At 71.1% G+C, this 17,220-nt stretch carries 14 protein-coding genes; 7 read left to right on the top strand and 7 right to left on the bottom strand.

Going from position 1 to position 17,220, the window contains the following annotated elements:
- Position 1 precedes the first annotated feature (1 nt).
- The gene (locus BLU02_RS17940; RefSeq protein ID WP_370670662.1) at positions 2–424 is read left to right on the top strand and encodes a DinB/UmuC family translesion DNA polymerase; all 423 of its coding nucleotides are present in this window, start codon (positions 2–4) and stop codon (positions 422–424) included.
- Position 425: 1 nt separating this feature from the next.
- Here the strand turns inward: BLU02_RS17940 and BLU02_RS16275 are convergent, their stop codons facing one another.
- The 3 genes from BLU02_RS16275 to BLU02_RS16285 are packed head-to-tail and all read right to left on the bottom strand — an operon-like array spanning position 426 to position 2,130.
- A complete protein-coding gene (locus BLU02_RS16275; protein WP_060923047.1) occupies positions 426–827 on the bottom strand; it encodes a RidA family protein in 402 nt (133 codons plus the stop codon).
- 43 nt (positions 828–870) lie between these two features.
- Positions 871–1,704 carry a mechanosensitive ion channel family protein gene (locus BLU02_RS16280; RefSeq protein WP_060923043.1) on the bottom strand — a complete coding sequence of 278 codons (834 nt, stop codon included), beginning with the start codon at positions 1,702–1,704 and terminating at the stop codon, positions 871–873.
- A gap of 39 nt (positions 1,705–1,743) precedes the next feature.
- On the bottom strand, positions 1,744–2,130 hold the full coding sequence (locus BLU02_RS16285; protein ID WP_025103101.1) for an SHOCT domain-containing protein: 387 nt from the start codon (positions 2,128–2,130) through the stop codon (positions 1,744–1,746).
- Positions 2,131–2,310: 180 nt separating this feature from the next.
- Here BLU02_RS16285 and BLU02_RS16290 point away from each other — a divergent pair, with 180 nt between their 5' ends.
- From BLU02_RS16290 to BLU02_RS16305, 4 genes are all read left to right on the top strand, one after another.
- Positions 2,311–3,960: a SulP family inorganic anion transporter gene (locus tag BLU02_RS16290; protein ID WP_060923044.1), complete on the top strand. Its 1,650-nt coding sequence runs from the start codon at positions 2,311–2,313 to the stop codon at positions 3,958–3,960.
- 126 nt (positions 3,961–4,086) lie between these two features.
- Positions 4,087–5,067: an FUSC family protein gene (locus BLU02_RS16295; RefSeq protein WP_060923045.1), complete on the top strand. Its 981-nt coding sequence runs from the start codon at positions 4,087–4,089 to the stop codon at positions 5,065–5,067.
- Positions 5,064–6,812, top strand: a complete 1,749-nt coding sequence (locus tag BLU02_RS16300; RefSeq protein WP_082750136.1) for a winged helix-turn-helix domain-containing protein — start codon at positions 5,064–5,066, stop codon at positions 6,810–6,812. Before BLU02_RS16295 ends, BLU02_RS16300 begins: the two co-directional genes overlap by 4 nt.
- Positions 6,813–6,848: 36 nt before the next feature.
- Complete coding sequence (locus BLU02_RS16305; protein WP_083371059.1) at positions 6,849–7,742, top strand: helix-turn-helix domain-containing protein; 894 nt, start codon at positions 6,849–6,851, stop codon at positions 7,740–7,742.
- 22 nt (positions 7,743–7,764) lie between these two features.
- Here BLU02_RS16305 and BLU02_RS16310 read toward each other — a convergent pair whose 3' ends face one another.
- The 4 genes from BLU02_RS16310 to BLU02_RS16325 all read right to left on the bottom strand — a co-directional run bounded on the left by BLU02_RS16310 (position 7,765) and on the right by BLU02_RS16325 (position 13,828).
- Positions 7,765–10,107: an arylsulfatase gene (locus tag BLU02_RS16310; protein ID WP_060921629.1), complete on the bottom strand. Its 2,343-nt coding sequence runs from the start codon at positions 10,105–10,107 to the stop codon at positions 7,765–7,767.
- Between the two features lie 121 nt (positions 10,108–10,228).
- On the bottom strand, positions 10,229–10,900 hold the full coding sequence (locus BLU02_RS16315; RefSeq protein ID WP_060921628.1) for a GAP family protein: 672 nt from the start codon (positions 10,898–10,900) through the stop codon (positions 10,229–10,231).
- Positions 10,901–12,580: a SulP family inorganic anion transporter gene (locus tag BLU02_RS16320; protein WP_060921627.1), complete on the bottom strand. Its 1,680-nt coding sequence runs from the start codon at positions 12,578–12,580 to the stop codon at positions 10,901–10,903. It lies immediately after the preceding gene.
- A 120-nt stretch (positions 12,581–12,700) separates the two neighbouring features.
- A complete protein-coding gene (locus BLU02_RS16325; protein WP_082749987.1) occupies positions 12,701–13,828 on the bottom strand; it encodes an AI-2E family transporter in 1,128 nt (375 codons plus the stop codon).
- Positions 13,829–13,958: 130 nt separating this feature from the next.
- Here BLU02_RS16325 and BLU02_RS16330 point away from each other — a divergent pair, with 130 nt between their 5' ends.
- Positions 13,959–14,582 carry a hypothetical protein gene (locus tag BLU02_RS16330; protein WP_060921626.1) on the top strand — a complete coding sequence of 208 codons (624 nt, stop codon included), beginning with the start codon at positions 13,959–13,961 and terminating at the stop codon, positions 14,580–14,582.
- A gap of 118 nt (positions 14,583–14,700) precedes the next feature.
- Positions 14,701–17,208: a winged helix-turn-helix domain-containing protein gene (locus tag BLU02_RS16335; protein WP_231919601.1), complete on the top strand. Its 2,508-nt coding sequence runs from the start codon at positions 14,701–14,703 to the stop codon at positions 17,206–17,208.
- The last annotated feature ends 12 nt before the right edge of the window (positions 17,209–17,220 follow it).

Consider the following 17,220-nt stretch of genomic DNA (forward strand, 5'->3'; position numbering starts at 1 on the left):
GATGGGGCGGTGGTATCTCGGGCTGGGCTCCGGGCTGGGGCCGCGGATCGTCGACGACACTCCGTGGGTGGCACGGAGCCACAGCCGGGAGACCACGTATCAGCAGAACCTCACGACGCCTGAGGCGGTGGAGGACGCGCTGCGGGAGCTCGCGGGACACGCGTTCGACGACTGCGCCGCCGAGGGGCGCCCGGTCATGCGGGTGCATCTCAAGGTGCGGTACGCCCCGTTCGAGACGAGGACATTCGGCCGGAAGCTCCCGGCTCCCACGGCTGATCGAGAGGACGTGGTCGCGATGGCGCTCGCCCTCGGCGAGACCCTCGACCCCGCCCGGGAAGTGCGTCTGCTCGGCGTCCGTGCCGAGATGACGATGCCCGACGAACCGGACGGCGTCGAACGCACCCCCGTGCGCGGTCGCATCTGACTCAGTCGCGGACCGTCGCGGCGATCGCGCTCACCTCGATGAGGGTTCCGGGCACGCCGAGGCCCGCCACCCGCGCGGCGGTCACCAGCGGCGGGGCGCCGTCCCTGGCGAGGGTGGCGGCCACGGCACCGTACGCCGCGCGCAGGTCGGCATCCTGGTGGATGAGGATGGTCCAGCTCACGACGTCGTCGAGCGTCACCCCCGCCGACTCCAGCGCGACCCGGGCGTTGTCGAGAGCTCTAAGCGCCTGCGCCCCCACGTCGGGGGAGACGACGGCGCCGGAGGCGTCGACACCGTTCTGCCCTCCGATGTAGACGGTGGTCGCCCCCGGGGGGATGACGGCGGCGTGACTGAATGCGGGGCTGCGGACGAGGCCGTCCGGCTGCAGGAAGGTGATGTCCATGCGCAGATCATGCCCGAGGGCACCGACATCGCGCACCCGGGTCTCACACGGCATCGGACGGCACGAGCGGTGGCGGGGCCGGGACGCTGGTGACGGTGCCGGTCGTGCCGAGGCCGCCGAGGGCGTCGAAGACCGCGACCACGACGGCGGCACTCACGAGGGCGCCGTGCAGCGGGTGGTGCCAGAACTGCAGTCGCGCGATGAGCCGGTCCCCGCTCACGCTGACCACGAGCGCCCGCACGCCTTCGTGCCGATGCACGCCCTCCGCCGTCCTCGCCGCATCGACGAGCGGCCCGAGCACGCCGTCGATCCCGGTCGTCCCGTCTCGTCGCACCCTGACCTCCACCTCGCTGCGTCGGGCTCCGCGGGTGGAGTCGTTGACGACGGGATCGGAGAGCAGACGTGCGTTGGGGATGTGGAGGGTGCGGCCGTCGACGGTGTGCAGGATCACCGCGCGGGCGTTGAGTTCCGTCACCGTCCCGGCGATCACGGAGTCCAGCGCCTCCACGACGATCTCGTCCCCGATGCGGACCGTCTGCCGCGCCTGCAGCAGCACACCGGCCGCGAAGTTGTCGGCCACGCCGCGGAGGACCAGGATCGCGACGATGCCGAGGATGACGACGATCGCGAGCAAGGGCTGCACGTTCGCGCCCAGCAGGGCGAGCGCGATGCCGAAGCCCAGCAGGAGGATCGCGTAGCCGACGAATTGCGCGGTCGCGGTCCCCACAGCGGTGGAGATGCCGGGAGCACGCCGGAGCAGGGCTGTCGTGCCCCGGCGTGCGAACCGCGAGATGATCCAGGTCGCGAGAGCGACGAGCAGGGCCAGCAGCAGCTGCCACCAGTCGATGTCGGTGGGCAGGAGATCCTGCAGGTCCATGCCGTGGGCTCCTCACGCCGGCGGGGGCCGGTGCGCGGCCTACTGCAGCGCCTTCGCCTTGATGAGGGAGTACTCGTCCGGGGTGATGGTCCCGGCGTCCAGAAGCGCCTTGGCCTTCGCGATCTCCTCGCTCGGACTGCTGCCGGCCACCTGCTGGATGTACGCGTTCGCGGCCTCCTGCGCTCGACGGGCTTCCGCGCTGCTGCGCTCGGCCATGCCGTTGCCCCGGGCGATGAGGTACACGAGCGCCGTGAGGAACGGCACGAAGATCAGGAAGAAGATCCACACGGCCTTCCACCAGCCGCTCAGCTTGTGGTCGCGGAACAGGTCCCCGATGATCGCGAACAGGGCGAAGAGATACGCGGTGAAGGCGAAGATCCACAGGAACCACCAGATGATGTCCCAGAACGATGCCCAAAATCCCATGACTGCTCCTTTCTCGGTGCCGCCGTCTCCGGGGCACGCTCGGAACATACCGGCGGGCGCAGCGCCCGCGCACCGGTTCCGTCCGGAGTTCACCCGGGTGACTCGCCGCGGTGAGACGCCTCCGGCCGGTCGCGCCCGGAGCGTCGGCAGTACGCTTCCCTCGACGGCGGAGGGAGTCCCATGAGCACAGTGCACAGACCACCGTGGCTGCTGAGCACTCTGGACGGCTACCAGCGCCGCTGGATCGTACGCGATGTGCTTGCCGGCCTCTCCGCGGGTGCGGTCGTGGTTCCGCAGGCCATGGCGTACGCGACGATTGCGAATCTCCCGGTTCAGGTCGGCCTCTACACGTGCATCGTCCCCATGCTCGTCTACGCCCTCCTCGGTGGCAGCCGGGCGATGAGCGTCTCGACGACATCGACCATCGCGACCCTCACCGCGACGACGCTGGTCTCGGCAGGCGTCGCCGCGGGCGCAGACGACGCGATCGGCGCGCTCATGATGCTGACCCTCCTGGTGGGAGCGGTTCTGCTGTTGGCACGGGCGTGCCGGCTGGGATCCCTCGTCGAGAACATCAGCGGCGCGACCGTGCTCGGGCTGAAGATCGGGGTGGGGGCGACGGTCGCCGTCGGGCAGCTCCCGAAGCTCCTGGGGGAGTCCTTCGACTTCTCCGGCCACGGCTTCATCCGCTCCCTGGTCGCCGTGGGCGAGGCGCTCGACAGCGTCAACATCCCGACGCTTCTCCTCTCGGCGGGGTCCATCGCCACACTCCTGCTCCTCAAACGCTTCGCTCCGCGGGTCCCGGGCACTCTCGTCGTCGTGGCCGCCGGCATGCTGCTCGTGGGGGTCGGAGGGATCGATGATCTCGGTGTCGACCTCATCGCCCCGGTGGCCGGCGGTCTTCCCGTTCCGGGGATCCCGGACCTGTCCGAGGCCGCGGCGCTCGTGCCGGGAGCGCTGGCGATCGCCGTCATGGCCTTCCTCGAGTCCGCCGCGGTCGCACGCAGCCTGCGCCAGGCGACGGAGCCGCAGATCGACAGCGACCAGGAGCTCTTCGCGACCGGCGCGGCGAACACGGTCGGTGCCTTCTTCGCGGCCATGCCCGCGGCGGGAGGGTTCTCGCAGAGCGCCGTCAACCAGGGTGCCGGAGCGCGTTCCCAGCTGGCGACACTGACCACTGTCGGGCTCGCCGTCCTCGTCGCGTTGTTCCTCGCTCCGGTGCTCAGCCTGCTGCCCGAGGCGACGCTCGCGGCGATGGTCTTCACGGCGGTGGCCGGACTCGTCAACATCCCCGAGCTCGTGCGCTGGGCGCGCATCAGTCGGATGGACTTCTGGGTCGCGACCTCCGTGGCGGCCATCGGTCTCACCGCGGGGCTCCTCCCCGCGGTGGCTGTCGGCGTCGTCGTGACGCTGGTGCTCGTGCTGCGAGAGCTTAACATCCCCCGTGTCCGCGTGGTGGGGAGGCGGGGGAGCGCTCTCGGGCTGGAGCCCGAGCGGGGACTCTACACGGCGAATGCGCTCGCCAATCAGCGGCTCATCGTGCAGACCGTCGCCGCGCAGGCCGAGCCGGTGCGGACGCTCGTGCTCGGACTGCCGCAGCAGGTGGTGATGTCCATCACGGTGCTCGACGCCCTCGAAGCCCTCGATCGGGAGCTGGCGCAGCTCGGCGTGGAGCTCCACCTCGCGGCGGTGCCGGAGGCGGCGGCGGCCGTCGCGGCTCGGACGTCGTGGTACTCCGCCCTGACGGCGGCCGGACGCGTGCACCCCGCGGTCGATGCCGGGCTCCGGGCCGCGGCGGACCGCGAGGAGCGGCCGCGTTCACCCGGGTGAACGCGGCCGATGAGCGGTGACGTGCGGCCACCGCCTGCCTAGGCTGACGGCACGGAAGACCGACGGGGCGATCGAGACAGCGGAAACGAGGCCCGACCGCAGCCGGAACCGGAGAGCGAGGCGGGCATGGCGGCACGCGCCGGAGTGACGTGGCGATGGTCGCGGTTCGGTCTCGGCGTGCTCTACGCGGTGCCCGCGATCGCGGTCGCACCGTTCGATCCTGCTGTCGCGCTGGCTCTGAGCATCGGGGTCCTGCCGGCGGCCGTCGTCGGGCTTCCTGCACGGCGACGAGCGCGCTCGGCGATCCCCGTGCTCGGGACGCTGGTCGCGCTGGGGCTCCTGCTCGGTGCCACGCTCGCGCTCGTACCGGTCCTCGCCGTGCTCGCCGTGGCTGTGCTGGCGGTCCTCGCCAGCATGCTCGCCGCGCGGGAGCGCGCCGGTCAGCTCGCGCTGACCCTGGTCCTGCCCATGGTCGGGATCGGTCTGAGCTTCCCGCTGTCGACGACGACAGTCCTCCTGGCCGGCGCGATCGTCGCCGGCTCGGTGTACGCGTGGCTCATCGCCCTCCTCTGGCCGGAACACGAGGGGGGCGTGCGGGCCGCGGCATCGATGCCGAAGGGGCGAGCCTTGCTGATGTACGGGGCGCTGCTGGGTCTCGCCGCCGCGACGGCGGCCGCCATCGGTTTCGCGACCGGGGTCGAGCACGTCGGCTGGGCGACCGGCGCCGTGCTGCTGGTGATGCGTCCGGTGCGCGGCCAGCTCGTCCTGCGCAGCGTCGGTCGGGCGGCGTCGGTGCTCGTCGGAGCGCTGGTCGCGGCGGGGTTCGCCCTGCTGTCTCCGAGCGGGGCGGCGATCGGGCTCGCAATCGGTGTCGTGGTGGGCTGTCTCGGTGCAGTCCAGGAGAGCCGGTGGTACGTCGCGCCGGCGTTCACGACCTTCCTCGTGCTCACGTTGCTGCTGTCGACGTCGTCCGAGCCGCCGACCGCGCGCTTCCTGGAGAGGACGCTCGAGACGCTTCTGGGCGTGGCCCTGGCGCTGTTCTTCGGCGCGCTGATCCCGGCGCTGCTGGCGATCCGGCGGCCGACGCGCGCGAACGTCTCGGAATGAGCGCGACGGGCGCTCCCCTTGCGGGACCGCTCCCACCTTGCAATAGACTGCCCGCGAGGGGGAGCAAGATCGAAATCGGGGGGTTTCGAGTGCTGAACAGTGCGTGGACGGCGGGAACGGGCGAGAGCGCGGCACCTGCTGCAGTGAAGGGTGAGGTTCGTCGGGAGCGCCTGCTCTCACGACTGACAGCCGCGATGGACGGGCCGTGGACGCTCACTCTCGTGAGCGCCCCGGCAGGGTCGGGGAAGACCAGGCTGCTGTCGCAATGGGCTGAGGATCTCCGCGCTCACGCAGACATCGAGCTCGTATGGGTGGCGCTGGAGCGCGGGGAGGCGGATCTGCCGCTCGTCCGCGCGGCCCTGGGCAGGGTCGATGATCGCGGCTTGCAGGAGGCGCTGGCACAGGTGCCGTCCGTGCGGTCGGCGGCCGCCGCGCGGGCGCTCGCCAGAGCCCTCGCCGAAGCGAGGAGGCGCATCGTCATCGTCGTCGACGACGTGCACCGCGTGCAGGACGAGGAGACGGCGCAACTGATCTCGACGTTCGTGCAGAACGCGCCGGGCAACGTGCACGTGGTGCTCTCCGGCCGAGGGACCAGGGCCATTCCGCTGGCGCGACGACGCATCGCAGGGGTGGCCCTCGAGATCGACGCCCGAGCGCTCGCGTTCGACCCGGCCGAGGTCAGGGCGTTCTTCCGCATCCGCGGCATCCGGCTCTCGCAGGGAGAGGTCAGCTCCGTGCTCTCCCGCACCGAGGGGTGGGCGACGGGGCTGCAGCTCATGATGCTCGATGCCGCCGGGGCGCAGACGGTCCTCGCCCATCCGCTGCGGGGGGATGCGCCTGAGGTCGCGGACTACTTCGTGGAGGAGGTGCTCGGAGACCTCGACGGCGAGCTGCGGTCATTCCTGGAGGCGACCGCGGTCGCGGAGGTCTTCACCGCCGAGCTCGCCGCGGAGCTCTCAGGGGCCGGCGCGGTCACGGCCATGATCGACCGGCTGCTCCGTCTCACCGTGCTCGCCGGCCCTGACACCGCGGAACCGCCCCGCTACCACTATCCGCCGCTGCTGCGGGAGTTCCTCCTCGGCCGGCTTCGGCAGGGCGGAGCGGACCGCGAGGAGCAGCTCCATCGCCGGGCGGCGGACTGGTTCGCGACGCACGATGAGCCGCTGCTCGCGTTGCGGCATGCCGTGCGCGGCGGGGAGACGGCGTGCACGGCGGGAGTCCTGCGGCGCTGCGGCATGCAGCTCGTGCTGGACGGCCGCGCGGACGAGGTGCGGGAGGTGATGGCCGAGCTTCCGACCATCCTGCGGGTGGTGCCGACGGTGCGGATGCTCATCGCAGCGGCGGAGCTGTCGTGCGGAGACCCCTCGGCTGCGGTGATCGTCCCGTCCGTCGGTCGGGGGGAGCCCGACGCCGACCGCCGCTGGCGGCAGGGGATCGAGCTGCACACCGCGCTCCGGCGGGGCGGGATCGCCGAGGCACTGGACGGCGTCGGTGCCGACCTCCGCGATCTCAGCGGCGAAGAGCAGGTCGATGCCTACGTGCTCCTGGAGGCTGCGACGGCGGAACTCTACAGCGGACGGCTCGACCGGGCAGAGGCGACGGCGCGCCTCGCCGGGGATCTCGCCAGGGCGATCGGAGCGCGTGCGGCGGAGCTCCAGGCGGAGGCGGTTCTCGCGACCAGCGTGCTGTTCCGGGGGAGGCTCCGGGACGCAACCGAGGCGGGAGCCGCTCTGGAGCGCCGCTGACACGAGCTCGACCAACCGGACAACCCCTTCTTCGAAGTGACGCGCGTCTGGCGTTTCTGGGCCCCCTACGAGGGCATGCAGAGCCTGGAGGAGGTGCAGACGTTGCAGACGGCCGCACGGGTGATCGACGACGGCGGGGAGACCGCGATCGCCAGGGGCCTGCAGGGGATGCGCGCACTGTTGGCGGCCGAGCAGGTCGCCGATCCCCGCGACGCGGCCGTGGGGCTTCTCGACACCTTGACGCCGCGGAGTGACCTCCCGCTTCCCCCGCACTGGTACGCCATGATGGGGCCCTTCGCGGTGCACGCCTTCGACCGCTTGGGGGAGCCGACGCTCCGCGACCGGTTCATCGCCGACATGGAGGATGCGCTGGGGGACACGGGAGACGTGCTCGTGCTCCGCGCCATCGCCGCCGTGCGCGACCGCCGTGACGGTATCGCCCGTGGCGCGCTGGCGCCGGTGCTGGAGGGCGCCATCCCCTGTATGCTCCCGGCGTCGATGATCGACGCGTGGCTGGTCGAGGCCGAGCTCGACGTGCACGACGGGGAGCCGGATCGGGCGCAGCTCGCGCTCGCTACCGCGCTCGCCCTCGCGGAGCCGGAGGACCACGTGCGCCGCGTCGCCGAGGCGGGTCCGATCGTGTCGCGGCTGCTCGCGGCCCGGGCGACGGCCGGAGCCCGCACGCACTTCGCGGATCGGGTGCGGGAGCGGCTCGCCGCCGCGGGTGTGCTCGTGGAGGAGGAGCTGACGCAGCGTGAGCGCATCGTGCTGAGCGCCTTGAGCCGCAATGCCACGCTCCGCCAGATCGCCCAGCAGGAGTACATCTCCCCGAACACGGTGAAGACGCATGTGCGCAACATCTACCGCAAGCTCGGGGTCTCGGATCGCGATGGCGTGACAGCGGCCGCCCAGGCCCTCGGTTTGCTCTGAGGGCCTGGGCGGCCGCCGGTCGTCAGTCGCGGGCCATGGCCGCCGCCAGGTGCGCCTCCAGGTCGAGATAGGCGTCGTCGGCGATGTCGAACACGACCTGTGCGATGTGGCCGCCGCGGAAGTCGAACCCGTAGCCGTACAGGGACGACACCGGGTCGGCGCTGTCCCGCCCGATCGTCAGGCCCTCGCCGCAGAGCGAGAAGTGACCGAGGACCGTGCGGATCTGCTTCTCGTCGACCTTCTCTTCGTCGATGTAGAGCCGCGCGGGTCCGACGCCCTCCCGGTACTCGCCCATGCCCTCCTTGACGAACTCGACCCCGATGATGTGCTTCCCGGAGGTCGGGGCGGGTCCCGAGATGCGGTCCTCCGGCGGGATCCCGAGGAAGTTGTAGACGTAGTGCACCTGGCCGTCCTTGACCACCAGGGCGTGTCCGCCGAACCGGGAGCCGTGCGCGAAGATGACGCCCTCGGTCTCCGGAGTGAACTCGACCTCCGCGGCGATCTTGAAGGAGACGCCGTGGGTGTTCGCCGCCGACCGCTCCGGCACCTCGCTGGTGCCCGGGTAGTGGACGAACCGGCCGGACGGCGGCGCGGGCTGATGGAACTCCATCGCGACGAACGTCTCGAAGTCCTTCGGATTGCCGATGACCTGGAGATCGTTCAGCGGGAGCACCGCGTTCGCCTTCGCCTCCTCCATCCAGAGGGCCTTGAGCTCCTCCAGCTTGTCCGGATGCTCGGCGGCGAGGTTGACGGCCTCGGCGCGATCCACGTCCGTGTGGTACAGCTCCCACTCGTCCTCGTCGAAGTGACCCTTGCCGCTGACCGGACCGTGCACCGTGACCGCCTTCCAGCCGTCGTGCCAGATGCCGCGCTGTCCGAACATCTCGTAGTACTGCGTCTCCTTCGCTGTCGGCGCCTCCGGCGCCGCATCGAACGAGTAGGCCATCGAGACGCCGGAGAGCGGCGTCTGCTCGATGCCGTTGTAGACCTCCGGGAACTCGACGCCGCAGGCCTCGAGGATCGTCGGCACGATGTCGGTGGAGTGGTGGTACTGATGACGCACCTCGCCGCGGGCCTTGATGCCGGCGGGCCAGTGGATCACCAGCGGGTCGCACACGCCGCCCTGGTACGTGTAGCGCTTGAACATCTTGTAGGGCGTCGAGAAGGCAGCCGCCCATCCGGTCGGATAGTGGTTGTAGGTGTCGGGGGAGCCGAGCTTGTCGACGAGGCGGAGGTTCTCGGCCTCGTCGTCCGGGTACCCGCCGAAGATCTTGCCCTCGTTGACGGAGCCGTTCGGGCTGCCCTCGCCGGACGCGCCGTTGTCGGCGCAGTAGATGATGAGGGTGTTGTCGAGCTGCCCCGACTCCTCCAGGTAGTCCACGATGCGGCCGACCTGGGCGTCCGTGTACTCGCTGAAGCCGGCGTAGACCTCCGCCATGCGCGAGAACATCGCCTTCTCCTCGTCGTTCAGCGAGTCCCAGGGACGCACCTCATCGGTCTGGGAGAAGGTGCCCTCCGGCATCGGGTTGAGCGCGGTGAGCTCGGTGCCCTCCGGGACGATGCCCTTCTCGATCATCCGGGCGAGGACCCACTCGCGGTAGGCCTCGTAGCCGTCGTCGAACACGCCTTTGTACTTGTCGATGTACTCCTGCGGCGCGTGGTGCGGCGCGTGGTTCGCGCCGGGGCAGAACCACAGGTACCAGGGCTTGTCCGGCTCGGTCTGCTTCACGTCGCGGATCATGGACAGCGCCTGGTCGGCGAGGTCCTTCGACAGGTGGTAGCCGTCCTCGGGGAGGTAGGGCTGGTCGATGTAGTGGTTGTCCTCGGCGAGGGAGGGATACCAGTTGTTGGTCTCCCCGCCGATGAAGCCGTAGAAGCGGTCGTACCCCTGCGCCAGCGGCCAGTGCTTCTTGGACGCGCCGGCCGTCCACTCGTCGATCGGGACGTTGTGGTTCTTGCCCACCCAGAACGTCGACCAGCCGGCGTCGCGGAGGACGTGCGCCATCGTGGTGTTCGAGTCGGGGATGTGGGAGTTGTAGCCGGGGAAGCCGGTCGATGACTCCGAGATCGTCGCGAAGCCGTTGAGGTGGTGGTTGCGTCCGGTGAGGAACGTCGAGCGGGTGGGGGAGCACAGCGCCGTCGTGTGCCACTGCGAGTACGTCAGACCGTTCTGCGCCAGGCGGTCCATGGTCGGCATGTTGATGCGTCCGCCGTACGGGGACCAGGCCGCCATGCCGGTGTCGTCATAGAGGACGACCAGCACGTTGGGTGCTCCCTCGCGGGGCTTCGCCGGGAGGAACGCCTCCCAGTCGGCCTCCGAATCGCGGACGTCGAGTTCGATTCTGCCCTGGAAGTCACGGGCCATGTCCATCTCCTTCATCTCTGCCGAACCGCCTTCCCCGCACAGTACTGCCGGGTCAGGGCCGGGGTCACGGGTCCCGCGATGCGTTCATCCGGGTGATCTCCGTGGCGCGGCAGCGGCGCACTCAGAAGCTGCCGATGCCCTTGCCGATCATGGCTACGCCGATCACGAGCAGCAGCACGGCCATGATGACCGCGTTCTCGGCGGCGAGCCATCCGCGCAGGGCGTCGAGCGGGGCGCGCAGCCGTGCGGCGGCGACGAGGTAGCCGACGACGGGCACGAGCACGGTCGACGCCCCGATCAGGGTGAAGACGGCGATCACGAGGATCGTGGATCCGCCGTCGAGCGCTGCGCCGCCGATGTCGACCCCGGCTCCGGCGGCCAGGAGGAGGTTCTTCGGATTCACCGCCGACAGCAGGAACCCCAGTCCGAGCGCCGTGCCGAACGACATCGTGTCGATCGCCTTCATCCACGACGGCAGGGCCGCCGGTTGCCCCGCTTTCGGGCGCTTGCGCCACTGACCCACCGCCAGCACCAGCAGCAGGAGTCCGAGGACGAGCTGGATGACGCCGCGGATCGGGCGGGAGGCGTCCGGATCCTCCTCGGGGAGCACCGCCGACAGGAGGGTGAAGAGGCCGACCGCCACGACGATGCCGGCGATCCAGCCGAGCAGGAATCCGACGCTCGTGACCCGTGCCTTCGGGGACAGGAGCATGAGGATCGCGGCGATGATCGGCACGGGGCTGATCGCGACGCCCACGGCGAGGGGGAGGATCTCCCCGATGACGGTACCCATTCAGCTGCCCTTCCTGTTCGGAGCCGGCGAAGCGGCATCGGTCGGCGCGAGGTCGGTGATCGCGGCGCGGTTGGTCGCGTACACGGGCTCCCGGTCGAGCAGGTCCAGCGCCCGCAGGCGGCGGAGCGTGTTCGGACGGACGCGGCTGAAGGCGAGGGAGATCGACTGCGTGTCCAGCCACTCCCGCAGCGCCTGGAAGGCCTCAGCGCCCGTGACGTCGACGTCTGTGACGGCTTCCATGTCGATGACGACGTGCTGGACGGCGGCCGGGCCGGCGGCGCGGACGGCCTCCTTGACGGCAGCGGAGAACACGGCGCCGTTCGCGAAGAACAGCGGGGCCGCGAGCCGGACGACGATGACCCCCGGTGCCGTGGTCGTGCCCGTAGGAGCGTCCTCCAGGAGGGACTCGCCGGGGTCGCCCGAGGTCTCCAGCACGTCGATGGCGGGGTGGGAGGCACGTTGGGCGAGGTTGATGAGGGCCAGCACGAAGGCTACGACGATCCCCGCGATCGAGCCGACGAACAAGGTCACGAGGAAGCAGACCGCGCCGATGACGAACTCGAACCGGTCCAAGCGCCACAACCGCACGAAGTCGCGGATGCCGAGGAGCGGGATGATCGCGACGCCGACGATGGCCCCGATCGCCGGCGAGGGGATGTCGGCGAGCAGCGCGGTGCCGAAGAGCAGCAGCAGGAGCGTCCCGACGGCGAGCACGAGGGCGGGGAGCTGTGTGCGCGAGCCCGCCTGATCCATCGCCGCGGTGCGCGAGGTCGAGGACCCGACGGCGAAGCTGCCCTGCGCGCCTGCGGCGACGTTCGCGACGCCGAACGCCAGCAGATCCCGGTTGGCGTGGAACGGGTAGCGATGCTTCTCGGCGTAGGAGCGCGACACGAGCAGACCCTCCGCCGTGGTCACGAGGGTCAGGGCGATCGCGGAGGGGACGAGAGCGAGCCACAGCGACCAGTCGATGATCGGCCAGGTGAGCGCGGGAGGGCCGGCGGGGACCTCGCCGAGCACATCCACTCCCCGCCCGTCGAGGCCGGTGAGGACGACCGTGATGGTCGTGGCGACGAGCACGACCAGCGCCCAGGGAACGGCACGGAGGTAGCGCTGCCCGAGGAGCAGCACCGCGACGGAGCAGGCGGCGAGGAGCACGGACCAGCCGTTGAGCGAGGGGAGGCCGGTCACCAGCGCGACGACCTTGTCCACGAACTCGGCTCCGGAGTCGATCTTCACCCCGAGCATCTTCGCGATCTGGCTCACCATGATGTCCAGCGCCAGTCCGCCGACGAATCCGACGAGGATCGGCTTGGAGAGGAAGTTCGCCAGGAAGCCGAGCTTGAAGACGGCGAGCAGCAGGAACATCCCGCCGCAGAGGATCGCCTGGGCGAGGGCGAGGGTGGCGTAGTCGGCGCTGCCGGCGACGGCCAGACCGCCGATGGAGGAGGCCACGAGGGCCGCGGCGGCGGCATCGGGGGAGGCGACCAGCTGGCGCGACGACACCACGAGCGCGTAGACGACGGTCGGGACGATCAGTGCGTACAGCCCGGCGGTCGCGGGGAGCCCGGCGATCTGCGCGTATCCGATGTTGAGCGGGATGGCGATCGCCAGGAGGGTGACCCCCGCGGTGAGCTCGGTCGCGAGGGTGCGTCGGGTCAGACCTGCGAGCGGACGCGGCATGCGCTCTCCCTTCGTCACCGGTGGTGTCCGGCTTCACGATGGCATCGTCGGACGGCGACGACCAGAGCGGCGGGCAACCTCGCCCTGGTGATTTCGCGGTGCGGTGCCGGCGAAGCGGCGTCAGCGTCGGCGGAACCGACGCCGGGTCGGCGCCGCGGACAACTCCGGCGTCGGCTCGGGGACGGCCGTGCGGTCGCCGCTGACCCACCGCGCCCAGGTCGCTCCCGGGTCGCCCTCCAGCACGACGGCGCGCACGAGCAGGGTCAGCGGGATCGACAGGATGGCGCCGAGCGGCCCGATCACGAAGGTCCAGAAGATGACGGAGAAGAAGCTCAGCGTGAGGCTCAGGTCGACGGCGTCGCTGACGAACTTGGGTTGGACGAGCACCTGGAGCACGACGTTGACCACGCAGTACACGGCGATGACGCCGAGCAGCAGAGGCCAGCCGCCCACGACGAAGGCGAGGATCGCGGGCGGGATGAGACCGAGCACGAACCCGATGTTCGGGATGAAGTTCGTCACGAAGGCGAGGATCGCCCAGACGACCGGGGCGGGGACGCCCATCCACCACAGCGCGAGGCCGTCGACGACCGCCACGACGGCACCGAACGCGGCGTTCACGACGTAGTAGCGACGGACCCCCGTCTGCAGCCGGGCGATGCGCTGCAGGGCGGGGCCGTGCGTGGCGCCGAAGAGGGCAGGAGCCGTGCGATACCGGGCAGCGTCCGCGGCGAGGAAGATGATGTACGCGCAGACGAAGAACAGGGCGGTGGCGACGCCGAGCACCGCGCTGCCCAGACTCCCCGCCACACCGAGCAGGGTCTCGGGGTCGAGGATCGAGGCGGCCGCATCCGCCGCCTCCTGATCCAATCCGAGGGACTGCAGCCAGGCGACGACCTGATCGGCGGCGCGCACGAGGCCGTCCTGGGACGCGAGGTCGCCGACGAGTCGGGCGAACTGGGTGCCGGCGAGCCACAGCAGCGCCGCCATCGCCAGCAGGATCACGTAGGCGAGGACGATCACGGCGGTCGTCCCGATCCAGGCGGGGCGACCGGGGCGCTGGAAGGGACGGCGGATCGGTTCGCAGATCACCACGATGACGATCGCGAGGGCCAGGGGGCCGAAGACCTCGCGCGCCAGCGAGACCCCCGCGAGGACGATCGCGCTCGCCGCCAGGATCAGCAGGGTCCGCAGGGCCGGAGACGGTGTGGGACCGGCGGGGCCGGGAGCAGACGGGAGCGAGGTCACGCCGCCAGCGTAACCGCCGAACGCACGCGTGTTCCGCGGCACGCCCGGTCCCGCTGTCGATGAGTGGACGGCTCACCCGACCCGGGTGAGCGCGTGACCGCCCGCTCCCTCGGGGCCGGACAATGAGCGGATGGACGCGCGGAGCGAGGCCCACAGGCCCCATCGGTTCCTCGAGATCGCCACGGTGTCACTGTTGGCGGTGACGGCCGTGCTCACCGCCTGGTGCGGGTTCGAGGCGTCGAAATGGGGTGGCGAGATGTCCATCGCCTTCAGCCAGGCGTCCTCCGCGCGGGTGCAGGCGGCATCGGCGCAGGCGACCGCACAGGCCGCACGTCAGTACGACCTCACCCTCTTCACCGAGTGGGTGCTCGCCGAGGCGGACGGGCGAGACGACCTCGTCGAGTTCGTGGAACAGCGGTTCACCGACGAGTTCGCCGTCGCCTTCGACGCCTGGGTGGCGGACGGCAGGAGCGAACGGGGGCCGTTCGTGATGGACGAGTACGTCCCGCCCGGAGCACGGGAGGCGGAGGAGCTCTCCGCCGAGGCCGACGCGCGCTTCGCCGACGCCCTGCGCAACAACCAGCGGGGCGACGACTACTCCCTCCTGACGGTCCTCTTCGCGCTCGTGCTGTTCTTCGCCGCGCTCTCGCAGAATCAACACGCCCTGTGGCGGCGCACGGTGTTCTTCTCACTCAGCGGCGTCATCGCGGTGACCGGCGTCGTCCTGCTCGCCACCTTCCCGATCAAGATCTGACCCCGAGAGAGCACTTTCATCCGGGTGATTGCGCGCCGGTGCTCTGGAAGGGCGCGCGGACGCGTGGTTTCGTGTTGCCATGTCGCCTCCCGTACGTTCCACGAGGCCGGGACCGGCGATGCGTTTCCGGCCGCCTGCCACGCCCATCGGCGTCGTGCCGCGGGAACGTGTGACCGCGGCGATCGCGGCTGCCATCGATGCCGACGGGGTGACGGTCCTCAGCGCGCCCAGCGGCTATGGGAAGACCACCGCCGTCGCTGCCTGGGCGTCATCGCGCGACGACGTCGCCTGGCTCGCGCTGAGCGCGTCCGACGACGACCCCGCACTGCTGACCGCCGGCGTCCTGAACGCGCTGGCGCTCGCGGCGGAGCGTGCGGGGCGCGTGTTCGCCGCGCCGCGGGACATCGAGGATCCGATGCGCGCCTACCGGCAGATATGCGCGGCGTTCCAGGACGCCGAGCACCCGGTGTACCTCATCGTCGACGATGCCCACCGTGCCGGGGAAGCCTGGGGCGATGGTCTCCTCGGGATGCTGGCCGACCAGCCTCCGGACGGGCTGCGGCTCCTCCTGGTGGGGACGACCCTGATCGAGGTCACCCTGTCCCGCCATCGCCTGATGCATCCGGGAGCCTTCGTCGGCGTGGACACCCTCCGGTTCTCGGAGGACGAGATCCGGAGTCTGACGCGATCGGCGCCCGGCGGGCTCGATGCGGCCGCGGTGCGCGACGAGACCGGAGGCTGGCCCATCGCGGTGCGGCTGGTCCTCGTCGGCGGCTCCCTGCCGTCGAGCCCGGCGTCGACGGCCTCGTCCTTCCTCGGCGCGTACATCCGTGAGCATGTCCTGGACGCGCTGCCGCCCGCGCTCGCGGACTTCGTCCTCGAGGGGACGGCCTGCGCGGAGCTCACTCCCGACACCGCCGTACAGGTGACGGCGAGGGACGACGCCGCCGACCTCCTGGAGACCTGCGTCCGGCTCGGACTGTTCCTCGACCGGTTCGACGGCCCGGAGGGCCCGACCTACCGCTGGCACCCCGCGTTCGCGCGTCGGTGCGCCGACCTCGCGCGGACGGATGCGGCGCGGTTCGCCACGGTGCACCGCCGTGCCGCTCGTGCTCTGGAGCACACGGATCCGATCGCCGCCGTGACGCATGCGCGGCGCGCCGGGGATCCGGCGGGCGCCAGGGCCATCCTCCTCCGGCACTGGCTGGGCCTCGTGGTCGGCTCCTCGGCCGTCGACGTGGAGCGGACGGCGACGACGCTCCTCCGCGACAACCCGGACGATCCGCACCTGCTGCTCGTACGGGCCGGAGCCAGCGACGTCCTCGGGGACCATCGCGTCGCCCGGGAGCTGTGTCGACGGGCCGAGGCCCTCCTCGATCGCACGCCGGGGCAGGCCGACCCCGCCGTCCTGCTCATCGTCCGCCTGCTGCTCGCCGAGTCGTCCGTCGAGGTGGCGGTGTCCGGTGCGGAGATCCGCGCGCTGCTGGATGCCGAGGACGACAGGATGTACGGCGGCCGGGTGGCGCTCAACCATCTGCTGGGGTGGACCGCGCTGCGCAATCGCGAATCGCCGGACCTCGCGATCGAGTACTTCTCGGCGGCGGCGCGCGAGGCGAGGCAGGCCGGTGATCGGGAGCTCACGTCCCGCGCCGTCGGACATCTCGCCTACGGCCTCGCCACGTCCGGCCGACTCACGGAGGCCGCGGCCGTGCTCGCCGAGGCCGAGAGCACCCGTGAGGCTCTTCCTCCGCGGAACACCTTCGCGCGAGGAAGCGCCGTGGCCGCCGCGGGGTGGGTCGCGTACTGGTCGGGCGAGGCGGAGGAGGCGGTCCGGATCTTCGACGCGGCACGCGAGGAAGCCGCGTCCGGCCGCGATCTGGCCGGGCATGCACGCATGATGGGCGCCTATGCGGCCGCGCTCACGGGAGACCCCGGGATCTGCCGCCGAGCGGCCATCAGCGTGCAGGAGCTCCCCATCGACGTCGTGCAGGGGGTGGCGTGGCCGGCGTTCCGGGAGTCGTCGGTGGCCCTGCTCGAAGAGGCGGTGGGGCGGAGGGAGCGGGCGCTGCGGATCGCGATGAAGTATGCGGGCGGCACCGACCTGCCGCTCGTGGGCGTCGCCCTGTCCGGGATCCTGCGTCGCGCCGAGGAGCACGCTGCGGCGCTGGAGATGCTGCGATCGCTGCGGGGTGCGTCCGAGCTGTCGTACGTCAAAGCCGCCACGCTGATCACCGCGGCCGCGCTCCGGAGGGCGACGGGGCACCAGGAGGACGCGCATGACCTGTGCGAGGCCGCCCTCGCGGTCGCGTCAGCGGAGAACCTCGTCGTGCTCTTCGGTCCGCGTGAGGTCGCGGTGCGCCGGCTGCTTCAGGCGCACGTGCACCACGGCACGCAGTTCGAGGGGTTCATCGAGAGGTGCCTCGCGGTCGACGCGGTCGGCTCTGTGACCGATCGGCTGTCGGAGCGGGAACGCGACGTCTTCCACCAGATGCAGACCGCACGCACACTGCCGGAGATCGCCCAGGAACTGCGCGTCTCGGTGAACACCGTGAAGACGCATCAACGCGCGATCTACCGCAAGCTCGGGGTCTCGTCCCGGCGGGAGGCCGTCCACGCGACCGTGTGAGCAGGCGCGGGC

The organism is Microbacterium paraoxydans (assembly GCF_900105335.1).
In the GTDB taxonomy this organism is placed as follows: Bacteria; Actinomycetota; Actinomycetes; order Actinomycetales; family Microbacteriaceae; genus Microbacterium; species Microbacterium paraoxydans.

Coding starts and splice junctions, on each gene's coding strand:
- BLU02_RS16300 (WP_082750136.1), top strand. CDS start 5,064: ATGAGCGCGACGGGCGCTCCCCTTGCGGGACCGCTCCCACCTTGCAAT.
- BLU02_RS16295 (WP_060923045.1), top strand. CDS start 4,087: ATGGCGGCACGCGCCGGAGTGACGTGGCGATGGTCGCGGTTCGGTCTC.
- BLU02_RS16335 (WP_231919601.1), top strand. CDS start 14,701: ATGCGTTTCCGGCCGCCTGCCACGCCCATCGGCGTCGTGCCGCGGGAA.
- BLU02_RS16330 (WP_060921626.1), top strand. CDS start 13,959: ATGGACGCGCGGAGCGAGGCCCACAGGCCCCATCGGTTCCTCGAGATC.
- BLU02_RS16275 (WP_060923047.1), bottom strand. CDS start 827: ATGGACATCACCTTCCTGCAGCCGGACGGCCTCGTCCGCAGCCCCGCA.
- BLU02_RS16280 (WP_060923043.1), bottom strand. CDS start 1,704: ATGGACCTGCAGGATCTCCTGCCCACCGACATCGACTGGTGGCAGCTG.
- BLU02_RS16320 (WP_060921627.1), bottom strand. CDS start 12,580: ATGCCGCGTCCGCTCGCAGGTCTGACCCGACGCACCCTCGCGACCGAG.
- BLU02_RS16290 (WP_060923044.1), top strand. CDS start 2,311: ATGAGCACAGTGCACAGACCACCGTGGCTGCTGAGCACTCTGGACGGC.
- BLU02_RS16310 (WP_060921629.1), bottom strand. CDS start 10,107: ATGGCCCGTGACTTCCAGGGCAGAATCGAACTCGACGTCCGCGATTCG.
- BLU02_RS16315 (WP_060921628.1), bottom strand. CDS start 10,900: ATGGGTACCGTCATCGGGGAGATCCTCCCCCTCGCCGTGGGCGTCGCG.
- BLU02_RS16285 (WP_025103101.1), bottom strand. CDS start 2,130: ATGGGATTTTGGGCATCGTTCTGGGACATCATCTGGTGGTTCCTGTGG.
- BLU02_RS17940 (WP_370670662.1), top strand. CDS start 2: ATGGGGCGGTGGTATCTCGGGCTGGGCTCCGGGCTGGGGCCGCGGATC.